Consider the following 13,414-nt stretch of genomic DNA (forward strand, 5'->3'; position numbering starts at 1 on the left):
GTTAATGCATAAAACTAGCCCTCATCGTAACCAGCGTCTCGCCGATCAAATTCAGCGAGACCTGGCCGAGCTGATTCCTCGTGAATTGCGTAGCCCGAGCCTAGGTTTGATTACTTTACAAAGTATTGAACTTACGCCAGATTTGGCGCACGCAAAAGTCTTCTTCACTGTTTTGGGCGCTGAGCCTGAAGTAGCATTGAAGGCGCTACAGGATAAAGCGGGCTACTTACACTCTTTATTGTTTAAGCGTTTGCATATTCATACTGTGCCAACCCTGCATTTCCACTACGACAGTTCTGTTGAGCATGGCATCGAAATGTCTCGCTTAATTGATCAAGCGGTGGATAGTGATCGCAAAGACGAGAACGCGTAAATAGCTATGTCTGTACGTATCGATGGCGTTGTCTTGCTTGATAAACCTGCTGGTATGAGCTCGCAAGGAGCCGTTACTGCTGTGAAGCGTGCATTCAATGCGGAAAAAGCTGGGCACACGGGCACCTTGGATCCAATGGCTACAGGCTTACTCCCCATTTGTTTGGGTGAAGCAACAAAGTACTCTCAGGATTTATTGGAGGCTGATAAGACTTACATCGCTCAAGTGAAATTTGGTCAGCGCACTGATACTGGCGATGCTGAAGGCCTCATCATTGAAGAGTTGCCGCTCCCAGTATTTGCTGATGAAGTTGCCTTAAAGTTAGCGCTAGAGTCATTATTGCCCGCATTTACTGGTCCTATTAGTCAGGTTCCGCCAATGTATTCCGCGCTCAAGCGCGATGGCAAACCTTTATATGAATATGCTCGTGCTGGTGTTGAGTTAGAGCGTGCCCCACGAAATATTACGATTCACGCCATTCGCTGGACCAATATCAATTGGCCTGAAGCCACTTTAGAAGTGAGCTGTAGCAAAGGTACTTACATCCGTGTCTTAGCAGAAGATATTGGCAAAGCTTTGGGTTGTGGTGCGCATTTGGTTGGCTTGCGCCGTACTGAAGTGGGTCACCTCACTTTAGAACAGTCTTTCACAATCGAATCGATTCAGAAGGGCTTGCAAGAAAGCTCAAGCTACATCTTGCCAGTCGATGCACTGTTACAAACCTTGCCACATCTAACGGTAGATGAGCAGCAGGCAAAACGTTTAGAGATGGGGCAGCGAGTCCCACTCAATTTAACCTCGATAGAAGCGCTAGTACGTATCTATCGCGCAACTGCTGCTCCACATAACTTTATCGGCACTGGAGATTGGCGCTCTGGGGTGTTGCATCCCAAGCGTTTGATTTCTTCCGCCCATTAACATTTTTGACTTATTAATTGATTAACCTTAACTAACCCGAATTTCATATTCTTAACTTTAGAAGCTTCACATGACTAAACGCGCACTTCGTAATATCGCCATCATCGCCCACGTTGACCACGGTAAAACCACCCTGGTTGACCAACTCTTGCGCCAATCTGGCACATTCCGCTCAAACGAAAAAATGACCGAACGCGTCATGGACTCAAATGATTTGGAAAAAGAGCGTGGCATTACTATTTTGTCCAAGAACTGTGCGGTTGAATATGACGGCACACACATCAACATCGTTGACACACCAGGACACGCCGACTTCGGTGGTGAAGTAGAGCGTGTGCTCTCCATGGTTGACGGTGTTTTGCTTTTGGTTGACGCAGTTGAAGGCCCAATGCCACAAACTCGCTTCGTTACTAAGAAAGCCTTGGCTCTTGGTTTGAAGCCTATCGTTGTGATTAACAAGGTTGACCGTCCAGGTGCACGTTGTGACTACGTAATTAACGCCACTTTTGAATTGTTTGATAAGTTAGGCGCTACGGAAGAGCAACTCGACTTCCCAATCATTTATGCATCTGGCTTGAACGGTTATGCAGGCACAACCGAAGATGTCCGTGAAGGCGATATGCGTCCATTGTTTGACGCTGTTCTGAAATACGTCCCTGTGCGTGATGATGATCCAGATGGTCCTTTGCAATTCCAGATTTCTTCAATCGATTACAACAGCTATGTCGGTAAGATTGGTGTTGGTCGCATTAGCCGTGGACGTGTGAAGTCAGGTATGGAAGTAGTCTGCATGAATGGTCCTGATGGCGTGCCATTTAAAGGCCGTATTAATCAAGTGTTGAAATTTAAAGGTTTAGAGCGTGAAATCGTTGACGAGGCATTTGCCGGCGATATTGCTCTCATCAACGGTATTGAAGAGTTGGCGATTGGTACAACGGTTTGTGCGGTTGATAAACCAGATCCATTGCCAATGCTCAAGATTGACGAGCCTACTTTAACTATGAACTTCATGGTGAACACTAGTCCATTAGCTGGCCGTGAAGGCAAGTTTGTAACGAGCCGTCAGATTCGTGAGCGTCTTGACCGTGAATTGAAGGCCAATATGGCTTTGCGCGTTAAAGAAACTGATGATGACACCGTATTCGAAGTATCTGGCCGTGGCGAGTTGCACCTCACCATCTTGGTAGAGACCATGCGTCGTGAAGGCTATGAGATGGCAGTTTCCCGTCCTCGCGTTGTCTTCCACGAAGAGAATGGCGTCAAGATGGAGCCGTACGAGAACTTAACGGTTGATGTAGAAGATGCTACTCAAGGTTCTGTGATGGAAGACTTAGGTAAGCGTAAGGGCGAATTACAAGATATGGTGAGCGACGGAAAAGGTCGTACCCGTCTTGAATACCGTATTCCTGCACGTGGTTTGATTGGCTTCCAGGGCGATTTCATGACCATGACTCGCGGTAATGGTTTGATGAGTCATACATTTGATTCTTATGCTCCAGCCAAAGATGGCATCTTGGGCGAGCGTCACAACGGTGTATTGATTAGCCAAGACGATGGCGAGGCCGTTGCTTATGCTATTTGGAAACTACAAGACCGTGGTCGTATGTTTGTAAAGCATGGCGATCCTGTTTATGAAGGCATGGTGATTGGTATTCATAGTCGCGACAATGACTTAGTTGTGAACCCAATTAAAGGTAAACAATTAACTAACGTACGTTCCTCAGGTACTGATGAAGCGGTTCGTTTAGTGACACCAATCGACTTGACTTTGGAATACGCTGTTGAGTTCATTAGTGATGATGAGTTGGTTGAAGTAACACCGAAGAGCGTACGAATCCGTAAACGCCACTTGAAAGAGCATGACCGTAAGAAAGCTTCCCGCGAGTAATTTCGCGAAGTTGCTACACTGAGGCGCTTTAATCAGTCATCTAGTGAGTTAATAAGAGTCACCTTTGGGTGGCTCTTATTTTTCCTCCAGAGCAATATTCTTAAAATCTTAGTAAATTAATCATTTCATGCTGCCATCCATTGAACAACGCCTTGCCCAAGAGTTATCTGCTAAACCTGCACAAGTGGCTGCCGCCATCGCATTGATGGATGAAGGTGCAACCGTTCCCTTTATTGCACGTTATCGCAAAGAGGCAACTGGCGGTTTGGATGATACGCAGTTACGTTTATTAGAGGATCGACTCAGTTATTTAAGAGAGTTGGAAGAGCGTCGTAAAGCAATTGTTGCGTCGATTGAAGAGCAGGGCAAGATGACTCCGGAGTTACTCAAAGCCATCCTTTTGGCAGAAGATAAGACGCGCCTAGAAGATCTCTATCTTCCTTATAAACTCAAGCGTCGCACCAAGGCGCAAATCGCTCTGGAGGCTGGATTAGAGTCTTTAGCTAATGACTTATTGGCTAACCCCATGTTGGATCCAGAAGTGGAAGCAAGCAAATATCTCAAAGAAGCATTTACATCCGACCAGGGTGATAACCCTGGTGTGGTTGACACCAAGGCCGCTCTTGAAGGCGCTCGTCAGATTTTGATGGAGCGTTTTGCTGAAGATGCTGGACTGGTGCAATCACTTAGAACGTATTTGCAGGAGCATGGCGTTGTGGAATCTAAAGTCATTGCTGGCAAAGAACAAGAGGGTGAGAAATTTTCAGATTACTTTGATTACTCAGAACCTATCTCAGCAATTCCGTCGCATCGTGCCTTGGCATTATTTCGAGGTCGTCGTGAGCAAATGCTCATGGTCAACTTGCGTCTAGACACCGAAGAAGAAAAGCCCAAATGGGACGCACCGCATAATCCTTGCGAGTCCCGTATTGCCAATCAGTTCAAGATTAAAAACGAAGGTCGCCCTGCCGATCAGTGGCTCGCAGACACTGTACGCTGGACTTGGCGCATCAAGTGCTCGATGCACTTGGAATCTGAGCTGATGAGTGCGTTGCGTGAACGCTCTGAAGCGGAGGCGATTAACGTCTTTGCACGTAATCTCAAGGCTTTACTCTTAGCAGCACCTGCAGGACCAAAGGTTACTATTGGCTTAGATCCAGGCATGAGAACCGGCGTTAAAGTGGCCGTAGTAGATGCAACAGGTAAGGTGGTAGACACCGATGTGATTTATCCACACCAACCTAAGAATGATTGGGATGGCTCATTGCATACGCTTGCTAAATTAGCTGAGAAACATCAGGCTAACTTAATCTCCATCGGAAACGGTACCGCCTCACGTGAGACCGATAAGTTAGCGCAAGATTTAATCAAAGCTAAACCTGAACTTAAGCTAACCAAGATTGTGGTCTCTGAAGCAGGGGCATCGGTTTACTCTGCCTCTGAGTACGCCTCAAAAGAATTACCTGGTATGGATGTGTCATTGCGTGGAGCGGTATCGATTGCGAGAAGGCTCCAAGATCCCCTAGCCGAGCTAGTGAAGATTGATCCAAAGTCTATTGGCGTGGGCCAATATCAGCACGATGTGATGCAGACTCAGTTGGCTAAGTCATTGGTAGCAGTGGTGGAGGATTGCGTCAATGCGGTTGGTGTTGACGTGAACACGGCATCTGCACCCTTATTGGCAAGAGTCTCAGGCTTAAGTACTACGGTTGCTGAAGGAATCGTGACTTATCGAGATAGCCATGGCGCCTTTCAGACGCGGGCAGATTTGCGGAGCGTGCCTCGCTTAGGCGAGAAGACTTTTGAGCAAGCAGCTGGTTTCTTGCGCATTATGAATGGCAAAGATCCTTTGGATGCTTCTGCTGTCCACCCAGAATCCTATCCTTTGGTAGAAAAGATTCTGAAAGATATCAAGAAGGGTGTTAAAGAGGTCATTGGCGATATCGCAATACTCAAGGGGCTCAATCCAGAAAAGTATGCCGATGAGCAGTTTGGCCTTCCTACAGTTACCGATATCATTAAGGAATTAGAAAAACCTGGCCGCGATCCACGTCCTGAGTTCACTACAGCGACATTTAAAGATGGTGTCGAAAAAATCAGCGATCTTAAGACCGATATGATTTTAGAAGGCGTAGTTACTAACGTGGCAGCCTTTGGGGCTTTTGTTGATATTGGTGTTCATCAGGATGGCTTAGTGCATATCTCCGCATTGGCCAATACCTTTGTAAAGGATCCGCACACGGTAGTCAAAGCAGGGCAGGTGGTAAAGGTCAAAGTGCTTGAAGTAGATGAAAAGCGCAAGCGTATTGCACTCACCATGCGACTCTCTGATGAAGCGCCTAAAGTGTCGGTAGGCTCAAAACCTGAGCAAAGGTCAAATAGACCTGGCACTTCAAGAACTCCAGAAGCTAGAAGACCGCAGGAAGATAGAAGATCTGCGCCTCAAATGAATAATGCAATGGCTGATGCCTTACGAAAGCTTAAGGGTTAAAAAAATCGTTACACTGAAGTGGTAGAGTGCACCCGACAATAGGCATAGAGATATCAGCTAAATGAATCCGATCAAATATATTCTTCTGACTTTGATGGCTCTGTACGTCTCTGCTTCTTTAGCTCAAACAGCGCCAACAGTAGCTGCAGCCTCAGACCTCAAGTTTGCTTTGGAAGAAATTGCTGCTAACTATAAGGTCGACAAGGGGCAAGAGGTGAGGCTGGTATTTGGTTCATCTGGTGTGCTCTGGCAGCAAATCAAAAACGGAGCGCCCTTTGGTTTGCTGATGTCTGCAGATGAGGCGTATATCGATGACTTACATAAAAATGGCTTAACAGTAGATCAGGGAAGTCTTTACGCTATCGGCAGAATAGCCCTCTTGCAGAAAAAGGGTAATCCAATCAAGCTTGCTACAGATAAAGATGGTTTGATTAAAGCCATTACAGAGGCCAAGAAAATTGCCATAGCCAACCCAGAGCACGCCCCTTACGGCAGGGCTGCAAAAGAATACCTCATTGGCATTGGTGTTTGGGATCTGGCCCAGCCTAAGCTAGTATTTGGAGAAAATATTTCTCAAGCAACGATGTTTGCCTTAACTGGCTCAGTAGATTTTGCAATTGCAGCCCTATCTTTAGCCATATCACCCCAAGTGCAAACTCAATCTACCTATGTATTCATTCCAGATCATTTTCATAAGCCCTTAAGACAAAAGATGGCCTTGATCAAAAATAGTGCATCTAGCGCAAAAGATTTTTATCAATACCTACAAGAACCTAAGTCTCGGCAAATCATGAGCAGGTATGGCTTTACTGCTCCGTAGTCATCTATTTGTAATATAGTTCGATTATTATAGAATTATGAAAAATACCGAAGCTATTCTGGCGTTCATGGCCCTAGGGCAAGAATCTCGCTTAAACGTCTATCGCCTCATCGTTCAAAAAGGCGATCAAGGTTTATTACCTTCACAAATCCATGAAATGCTGGGTATTCCCAACGCGACGCTCAGCTTTCATCTGAAAGAGCTCTATCAAGCCAATCTCATCACTGTCGAGCGCCAAAGTCGTAATCTGATCTACAGACCAAATCCAGGAATGGTAGAAGATCTTAGTCAATTCTTACTAGCTAACTGCTGTGACGGTAAGCCATGCAAAACCATCAAAACTATCAAAAAGGTGAAGGCTCAATGAAGCAGTACAACATCCTTTTCTTATGTACTCATAACTCTGCTAGATCGATCTTAGGTGAGGCTTTAGCATCCACTCATCCAAGCGGTAAATTGATCGGGTACTCAGCAGGCTCTACCCCGGGTACAAGCGTGAATCCTATTGCTGCTGATATTGCAGAGGAATTGGGTATGGACCGCACTCTTTTGAGATCGAAGAGTTGGGATGAGTTTGCTTTACCAGACGCTCCAAAGATGGATTTTATTGTGACGGTGTGCGATAACGCTGCTGGCGAAGTGTGCCCATTTTGGCCGGGTCAGCCTGCGACAGCGCATTGGGGGTTCCCCGATCCATCGCAAGTGCAGGGCACTGATTTAGAGAAAAAGGCAGCTTTTAATGAGGTCATGAATGGCCTCAAAAGACGTTTAGATATTTTGGCGGCAATGCCATTAGAAAAACTTGATTCTATGAGCCTGAAAGAGATCCACAGCAAAGCATGAGCTCCCTTACTAAAAAACTCTCCTTTCTAGATCGCTATTTGACGGTCTGGATCTTTGCAGCAATGGCCCTGGGTATTGCCTTAGGTCACTTTATTCCAGATGTGGAAAAGTTTATTAATTTCTTTCAGGTTGGAGCCACTAATCTTCCAATTGCTATTGGTTTGATATTGATGATGTATCCACCCTTTGCTAAGGTGCGTTACGAAGATCTGCCTGACGTTTTTAAAGATAAACGTATCTTTCTGATTTCGCTATTCATGAACTGGATCATTGCCCCAACTTTAATGTTCTTTTTAGCGATTACTTTTGTCCCAGATCAACCTGAGTATATAGCTGGTCTGATATTGATTGGCATCGCACCTTGTGTTGCGATGGTCATTATTTGGAATGATCTGGCCAAAGGCTCTACTGAATACGCTGCTGGCCTAGTGGCATTTAATGCCATATTTCAGGTGCTGTTCTTTAGTGTCTACGCCTACTTTTTCCTGACGGTATTGCCTCCATATTTCGGACTCGCAGGATTAAGCGTGAGCATAGGTATGGGCCAGATTGCGCAAAGTGTATTTATCTATTTAGGCATTCCTTGTATCGCTGGAATATTGACTAGGGTAGTGATGCTCAAGTTCATGACTAAAGCGCATTATCACGAGCATCTTGTGCCTCGGATTGGTAAGCTCACCCTGATTGCCTTGCTCTTTACCATCGTCGTGATGTTTAGCCTCAAAGGCGGGGTGATCTTGACGCTCCCGATGGACGTCCTTACCATCGCCGTTCCATTACTCATCTTCTTTCTGATCATGTTCTTGCTGACATTCTTTGTCACTGGCAAGATGGGGATCGATTACCAGCGTTGCTGCACGCTCTCATTTACTGCTTCGAGTAATAACTTTGAATTGGCGATTGCTGTAGCGATTGCGGTATTTGGAATTAATTCTGGAGCAGCCTTTGCAGCAGTCATCGGGCCCTTAGTAGAGGTGCCCATCATGATTGGCTTAGTGACTGTGGCCTTATGGTTTAAAGGGCGCTATTTCTCAAGAAGCGTTTAAGTTACAGGATTTGCAGTTCTTATTCGGCAATTTTTTTATGCTCTGTAAGGCCTAACTAGATTCTCTAAACCAAAGGCATCATTTGCATGCCTGAGTTGGTCAATTGACTCTCTCAGCGCTTTTACTTCTTTGCATTTGAGTTTTTGAAGTTTCTGACGATCCATGCCATAGGTATCTACTAGATAGCGAATTCTAGATAAGCATATTTGTAGACGAATAAGCCAGTAGATGGCAAATATCCCCGGTGCGAATAAGAGCAGCAAAATACTCATTGAAGAATCCATAAAAAAGACAGTCACTTAGACGGCCTATTGAAAATAATCTAGCGATGCACTTTTTAAGCTTACTTGACTAATAAAACAGCTTGCTTGGCTGTATTGCTGACTCTCTGAGCAACAGAACCCATCATGGTATCGACAATACCACTGCGACCTTTTGAGCCCATGACGATCAGATCAAACTTTTCTTTATTGGCAAGTGCAATGATCTCGTTGGCAATATTGCCGCGCTTAATGACCATACTATGTTTTACGCCAGCCGAATCTAATACCTTCTGGGATCCCTTGAGTTCTTTCTCACTCACTTCGCGCAGGTAGTCATCAATGACGCTATTTGCCACAAATTGTTTCACGTGACCCAGGCCAATATCATCATGAACGCTAATTAATGTCACCGTGCACTTGCTGCGCAAATCTTTTGCTAATTTCACAACATACTTAGCTGCATTAAGTGAAGATTTGGAGCCGTCAACCGGTAATAGAATTTTCATAACACCCTTATTTTTATAGTAAATAAATTAGAACCTCATGGATTCAATTTACTCTCTATATCTTCGTAAATCCACAAAGCTTTTTAATACCCCACTAATTTATGCATCTATTTCTTGAGAGGGATTTACTTCAAGAAGGCATCGTAGAAGGTTTTGATAATGAGAATGGTGACCAAAATGAAGAAGCCTTTACGAATAAAGGAGTTGCCATGCTTGATCGCAATCCTAGTGCCAATTTGACCGCCTACCAGATTGGCGCTGGCCATGAGTAAGCCGAGTTTCCAGTCAAAGTAACCTAGATAGAAAAATACGCAGAGCGCACCTAGATTGGAAGCAATATTGAGAAACTTGGCAGGCGCTGCAGACCGCAAAAAATCAAATCCTAAAACACGGGTGTAAAAGAGTTTATAAAAGGCGCCAGCTCCAGGCCCCAAGAAGCCATCATAAAAACCAATGATGCCGGCGCCTGTTGAGGCAATGGCTTTTTGTTTATGGTGATGGTGCTTGGGAGCGTGAACCAGACCAGCGCTCGATTTGATATTAAAGATTAGCAGTGCTAGCAATAAAAAAGGCAGGGCGCCTCTGAGCCATTCGGTTGGTAGGCGAGTAACGAGGTAGGCCCCTGCAACTGAGGCAAAAAAGGCACAGGAGGAGGAGACGATTACCAATCCCCAGGGGCTTTTATTAACTCGACTGTACTGAATGGCTGAGCCAATCGTACCTACGATAGAGCCAAACTTATTGACTGAGAGTAGGGTGGCTGGTGGAAAGCCCGGTAGGGCTGCAAACAGTGCTGGAACCTGAATCATCCCCCCGCCACCAATAATGGAGTCGACCAATCCCGCAAATAATGCGAAGGCAAACAATAAGCCAAGATCGAATACGGAGAGTTCAAGCATGTTGTCTATTCATTTTCTAGTTCTAATGGGCGCTACTACCCCATTTTAGAGGGTTTCATTTGGGTGTACTTGGATTGCCTTGCCTAGCTTGGTGGGAGTGGATAATCTAGTGCAAATGAAAGTCAATTCTGAAGGAGTCTCCTCTTCTAGGGTGTATTTACCTGCTGGGCAGAGCCATGCTTCTTTGCTAGATTTCTTTATTGCCAACTTCCCTCATATCGATAGAGCTGAGTGGGAATCTCGTTTTACAGAGGGTCTCATCATGACTCCGGAGGGAGAGGCACTTGCAGCTAGTGATTCTTACCTACCTAATACCCATTTACTGTATTTCAGGCGCTTAGCTCGTGAACCACAAATTCCTTTCGAAGAAGCCATCCTCTTTCAGGATGAGCATATTTTGGTTGCCGATAAACCTCATTTTTTACCAGTGACTCCAAGCGGTCTTTATCTTCATCAAACCCTATTGAATCGCCTAAAGAAAAAAACAGGTATTCAAGACTTAAGCCCTATTCATCGTATTGATCGCGATACTGCAGGACTAGTCATTTTTTCAGTCAAACCTCAAGAGCGGGCTCAATATCAAAATCTGTTTAGAGACCGAGAAGTTAAGAAAGTATACGAAGCCATAGCACCGTATTCAGAAGAGTTGATCAAAAAACTGCCAATGACTTATGAGAGCAATATCAAAGAGTCAGAACATTTCTTGCAAATGGAGGAAGTCGGGGGCATAGCAAATACAGATACCTACATTGAACTGATTGAAGTAAATATGCCTTGGGCTAAATATCGCTTAACTCCGGGTAGTGGCAAGAAGCATCAATTACGCTGCCACCTTAATGCCCTCGGGGTTCCAATACGTCATGATCAGATCTATCCAATCCTGACCCCTTATCAAGAGTATGATTTGGACTTTTCTAAACCCCTACAGCTCTTAGCAAAAGAGATTCATTTCAAAGACCCGGTAACGGGGCATGAACGATTTTTCATGAGTGAAAGAGTATTAGCTTTAATTCCGTATGACTGTTAAGCCCGCCAAACGATTAGCTGTAGCCCCAATGATGGAATGGACTGACCGTCATTGCCGCTCTTTTCATCGCTCGCTAACTAAAGATGCTGTTCTCTATACCGAGATGGTGACGACAGGCGCTCTGATTCATGGAGATGTACCCCGACATTTAGATTATTCGCAGGATCAGCATCCAGTCGTATTGCAACTAGGCGGCTCCGAACCTTCTGATCTTGCTAAAGCTGCAGACTTAGCTCAGCAGTGGGGCTACGATGAGATTGATCTTAATTGTGGTTGCCCATCTGAGCGCGTGCAACGTGGGGCATTTGGTGCTTGTTTAATGGCTGAGCCACAACTGGTTTCCGATTGTGTCAAAGCCATGAAAGCTGCTGTTGATATCCCGATCACAGTAAAGCATCGCTTGGGCTTAGATTCGATGGATGCTGCAAACTCTGAGAAAGATTATCAATTTGCTTTGAACTTTATTCTTGCGGTAGCGGATGCGGGTGCTAGCCAAGTTACCATTCATGCTCGCAATGCTGTTCTCAAGGGTTTATCCCCAAAAGAGAATCGTAGTAAACCACCATTGCATTATGAAGTCGCCGCAAAACTTCGTCTAGATGCGCAAAAACAATTTCCTAATCTCAAAGTCCTGCTCAATGGTGGCCTAGAAACTAATGAGCAAATTGCTGGCCATTGGGATGACTTTGATGGCTTTATGGTGGGTAGGGTGGCATATCATTTTCCGGCGATGTTGCTTGGTTGGGATGATTTGATTAAGACTAATGGTGAAGCTGCTGGATATCTATTTAGTGAGACCGAGTGGCATCGCATACAGATTGCATTAGTGAGGCAGGTGCAGGCATGGTTTGACGAGTGCCAATCTAAAGGCAAACCGTTTTATATCGGAGCATTTACAAGACATATCCTTGGCCTAGCCCATGGTAGGGCAGGCTCACGCTACTGGCGCCAGCGCCTTTCTGATCACCATGCCTTGGCTAAAGTACAGAGTAAGGCAGCTATTTTGGACTTCTTTATCGATGCTAGCCTCACCTTGGGAGATTGGGCTGCCTTTGAGTTTGCTGAGGCTTAAATCACCTATCTAAGCCATTTTTGACAGGGTTTAGGCTCAAAAGCTATAATCTAGGTCTTCAGTGGCGGACGTAGCTCAGTTGGTAGAGTCCCAGATTGTGATTCTGGTTGTCGCGGGTTCGAGCCCCGTCGTTCGCCCCACTTAGCGCTAGATCCTAAATTTTTATTGTCGAATAGCTGAAAATCTTGATGCGCTACTCTGGCTTGATACCAGACTTCTTAATCAAATTTGTCCAAAGTTCAATTTCAGATTTCAAGAAATTGTTATAAGCGTTAGTACCCAAGGGTGGAATCACAAAGCCAACAGACTCAATGCGTTGTCGAACTTCAGGTGTTTGCAAAGCTTGAATCATGGCAGCTTCTAACTTATCCACGATAGGCTTAGGAGTTCCTTTAGGGGCGCTAATGCCAGCCCAAGATAGCGCCTGAAATCCTGGATAGCCACTTTCTGCCACAGTCGGAATGGTTGGGTAGAGCGGATTGCGCTGCAAACTGCTCACCGCAATCGGACGCAATTTACCAGCCGCAACATAAGGTAGTGCCGCATCTTGATTGATAAAGATCATCGGGATTTCATTGGCGAGAATAGCGTTCATGAGCGGGCCACCACCACGATAGGGTATGCCAACAATCGGGAGTGGATTGCAATTGGTTTTGTTCTTCACATCTTTACAGGTGTTAGTTGCTTGTCGCAGAAGCTCCATCGCCATGTGGCCTGAAGAGGCATAGGTGTATCCATAGTCAAGCTTGCCAGGATCTTTGCGCGCAAAATCCACAATATCTTTTAGGGTTTTAAATGGACGCTCTGGGTTCACTACTAATACGTTGGGGCCTAAATCAATTAAAGAGATATGGGCAAAGTCTTTCATGGAATCGTATTTAAGATTGGGATCTAAACCATGAGCCACCGCATTCTGACCAACACCTGTCATCACTAAAGTGTAGCCATCAGCTTGCGCACCAGCAGCTCGCTCAGCACCAATGACACCACCACCACCGCTAATGTTTTCAATCACAAAAGCCTGCTTAAATATTTTGGTTAACTGTTCTGCAGAAATACGTGCCATAAGATCCGTGGTTCCTCCAGGCGGGAAGGGCACAATGATTTTGACGGGCTTGCTTGGATAATCGGACTGGGCTAATACTGGAAGATGACTTGCGTAACAGAGGGCGCTAATCAGAAATATCTTAGTGAGCTGAGTGAAGAAAGAAAGCCTAGTCATGTATCGATTCCTATTAACAAATTCTGAAGGTAATAAACGCCTAAAG

General features: G+C 45.3%; 14 protein-coding genes and 1 tRNA gene. 11 read left to right on the forward strand and 4 right to left on the reverse strand.

Annotation, left to right across the window (positions count from 1 at the left end; all coding sequences use genetic code 11):
- The first annotated feature begins 4 nt into the window (after positions 1-4).
- From rbfA to arsB, 8 genes are all read left to right on the forward strand, one after another.
- On the forward strand, positions 5-373 hold the full coding sequence (gene rbfA, locus ICV89_RS03445) for a 30S ribosome-binding factor RbfA (RefSeq protein ID WP_015420788.1): 369 nt from the start codon (positions 5-7) through the stop codon (positions 371-373).
- Positions 374-379: 6 nt separating this feature from the next.
- Positions 380-1,291 (forward strand): tRNA pseudouridine(55) synthase TruB, encoded by a 912-nt coding sequence (gene truB / locus ICV89_RS03450; RefSeq protein ID WP_215309719.1) that lies wholly within the window; start codon positions 380-382, stop codon positions 1,289-1,291.
- Between the two features lie 70 nt (positions 1,292-1,361).
- Positions 1,362-3,179, forward strand: coding sequence for a translational GTPase TypA (typA, locus tag ICV89_RS03455; RefSeq protein ID WP_215309721.1), 1,818 nt, complete (start codon positions 1,362-1,364; stop codon positions 3,177-3,179).
- A 127-nt stretch (positions 3,180-3,306) separates the two neighbouring features.
- Complete coding sequence (locus tag ICV89_RS03460) at positions 3,307-5,670, forward strand: Tex family protein (RefSeq protein ID WP_215309722.1); 2,364 nt, start codon at positions 3,307-3,309, stop codon at positions 5,668-5,670.
- 61 nt (positions 5,671-5,731) lie between these two features.
- A complete protein-coding gene (gene modA, locus ICV89_RS03465) occupies positions 5,732-6,490 on the forward strand; it encodes a molybdate ABC transporter substrate-binding protein (protein ID WP_215309724.1) in 759 nt (252 codons plus the stop codon).
- 37 nt (positions 6,491-6,527) lie between these two features.
- Complete coding sequence (locus ICV89_RS03470) at positions 6,528-6,857, forward strand: helix-turn-helix transcriptional regulator (RefSeq protein ID WP_215309725.1); 330 nt, start codon at positions 6,528-6,530, stop codon at positions 6,855-6,857.
- Positions 6,815-7,333 (forward strand): arsenate reductase ArsC, encoded by a 519-nt coding sequence (locus tag ICV89_RS03475; RefSeq protein ID WP_251370899.1) that lies wholly within the window; start codon positions 6,815-6,817, stop codon positions 7,331-7,333. Before ICV89_RS03470 ends, ICV89_RS03475 begins: the two co-directional genes overlap by 43 nt.
- Positions 7,330-8,379, forward strand: coding sequence for an ACR3 family arsenite efflux transporter (gene arsB, locus ICV89_RS03480; RefSeq protein WP_215309726.1), 1,050 nt, complete (start codon positions 7,330-7,332; stop codon positions 8,377-8,379). The genes ICV89_RS03475 and arsB overlap by 4 nt, the downstream gene beginning before the upstream one ends.
- A 35-nt stretch (positions 8,380-8,414) precedes the next feature.
- On the opposite strand, the gene ICV89_RS03485 is transcribed toward arsB, so the two are convergent.
- From ICV89_RS03485 to ICV89_RS03495, 3 genes are all read right to left on the reverse strand, one after another.
- Positions 8,415-8,651 (reverse strand): hypothetical protein, encoded by a 237-nt coding sequence (locus ICV89_RS03485; protein WP_215309728.1) that lies wholly within the window; start codon positions 8,649-8,651, stop codon positions 8,415-8,417.
- Positions 8,652-8,722: 71 nt separating this feature from the next.
- Positions 8,723-9,148, reverse strand: a complete 426-nt coding sequence (locus ICV89_RS03490; protein ID WP_215309730.1) for a universal stress protein — start codon at positions 9,146-9,148, stop codon at positions 8,723-8,725.
- A gap of 125 nt (positions 9,149-9,273) precedes the next feature.
- On the reverse strand, positions 9,274-10,047 hold the full coding sequence (locus ICV89_RS03495) for a TSUP family transporter (protein ID WP_215309732.1): 774 nt from the start codon (positions 10,045-10,047) through the stop codon (positions 9,274-9,276).
- A gap of 115 nt (positions 10,048-10,162) precedes the next feature.
- Between ICV89_RS03495 and ICV89_RS03500 the strand changes: the two genes are divergently transcribed.
- The 3 genes from ICV89_RS03500 to ICV89_RS03510 all read left to right on the forward strand — a co-directional run bounded on the left by ICV89_RS03500 (position 10,163) and on the right by ICV89_RS03510 (position 12,286).
- Positions 10,163-11,074, forward strand: a complete 912-nt coding sequence (locus ICV89_RS03500; protein ID WP_215309734.1) for a pseudouridine synthase — start codon at positions 10,163-10,165, stop codon at positions 11,072-11,074.
- Positions 11,064-12,146: a tRNA dihydrouridine(20/20a) synthase DusA gene (gene dusA / locus ICV89_RS03505; protein WP_215309735.1), complete on the forward strand. Its 1,083-nt coding sequence runs from the start codon at positions 11,064-11,066 to the stop codon at positions 12,144-12,146. Before ICV89_RS03500 ends, dusA begins: the two co-directional genes overlap by 11 nt.
- Positions 12,147-12,210: 64 nt before the next feature.
- Positions 12,211-12,286 (forward strand) — tRNA-His (locus tag ICV89_RS03510).
- 53 nt (positions 12,287-12,339) lie between these two features.
- Here the strand turns inward: ICV89_RS03510 and ICV89_RS03515 are convergent.
- On the reverse strand, positions 12,340-13,368 hold the full coding sequence (locus ICV89_RS03515) for a tripartite tricarboxylate transporter substrate binding protein (RefSeq protein WP_215309737.1): 1,029 nt from the start codon (positions 13,366-13,368) through the stop codon (positions 12,340-12,342).
- Positions 13,369-13,414 lie beyond the last annotated feature (46 nt).

This window comes from Polynucleobacter sp. Adler-ghost, from assembly GCF_018688495.1.
Classification (GTDB): Bacteria; Pseudomonadota; Gammaproteobacteria; order Burkholderiales; family Burkholderiaceae; genus Polynucleobacter.